The sequence below is a fragment of the Xanthomonas sp. LMG 12460 genome, assembly GCF_009192895.1.
Taxonomy (GTDB): Bacteria; Pseudomonadota; Gammaproteobacteria; order Xanthomonadales; family Xanthomonadaceae; genus Xanthomonas_A; species Xanthomonas_A sontii.
This window is the reverse complement of the sequence record NZ_NKUH01000144.1, coordinates 1-1,021: the sequence shown is the minus strand read 5'-3', so window position 1 is coordinate 1,021 and position 1,021 is coordinate 1. Positions and strand designations below refer to the sequence as shown.

The following is a 1,021-nucleotide window of genomic DNA, read 5'->3' as shown; positions in this document are numbered from 1 at the left end:
TGTGTAAACCCACTACGTTGTTCAGTGGAATTCGGGAGATGGGCGGCTTGTAGCCGAGGCTGGCGTGTGGTCGATGCCAGTTGTAGTGATGCAGCCAGCCGGGGAAGGCGTTGGCGCGTTGTGTGGAGTCGATATAGGAGCGCGCATAGGCCCATTCGCGCAGGCTGGTCTGCACCAGCCGCTCGGCCTTGCCATTGGTGCGTGGCGTATAGGGTCGGGTTCGCAGATGGCGCAGGCCGAGCCGTCGGACAAGGCGTCGGAAGCGGCGTGATGTGTAACAGGCGCCGTTGTCGGTCAACACGCGCTCCAAGCGCACGCCCAGGCTGCGGTAGTAGCGAACCGCCTGCATCAGGGCCCTGCAGGCACTGAGACCGCGCTCATCGGGCTCGATGGTGCCGAAGGCCACGCGGGAGTGATCGTCGATGGCCAGGTGGACGTACTCCCAGCCAATGCCACGGGAGGTGACCGTCCGATCATCGGTCACGCGGTGGCCGGGCTGGCGGAAACGGGCCAGCTTCTTGATGTCCAGATGCAGCAGTTGGCCGGGTTGGGCGTATTCATAGCGATTGTCCGGCAGCGCCGGTTCCAGCTCGGCCAGCCGGTGCAGGCCGGCGCGGCGCAGCAACCGGGCGATGGTGCTCGGCGCCACAGGCAGCTGCTCGGCGATCTGCCGATACGTGTGGCGTGAACGGCGCAGCGCGATGACCTGATCCACCACGCCCCGAGGCGTGGCATGGGGGCAGTCGTGAGGCCGGGAGGTGCGGTCGCTCAGCCCTTGCGCCCCCTCTTCCTTGAAGCGCTTGAGCCATTTGTAGGCCGTTCGGACGCTCACACCGGCCGCATGCGCCGCTTCTTCCACGCGCAGCCCATGAACAAGGATGCGATCCACCAGCAGGGCTCGACCGCGAGGGCTCAAACGGGCATGTTTATGCAGGTTCATCCGGGGCTCCTGGGGCTGGGTTGGCTTGGTAACCCCCATCTTCCAGAGATGCCCCGGATGAACAACCTACTGAGAGATCAC

Annotated in this window: 1 protein-coding gene; it reads right to left on the bottom strand. The window is 65.2% G+C overall.

The annotated features are described in order from the left end of the window. On the bottom strand, positions 1–940 hold a 940-nt coding region (locus tag CEK66_RS19960; RefSeq protein WP_152238048.1), incomplete at its 3' end, for an IS481 family transposase. Positions 941–1,021 lie beyond the last annotated feature (81 nt).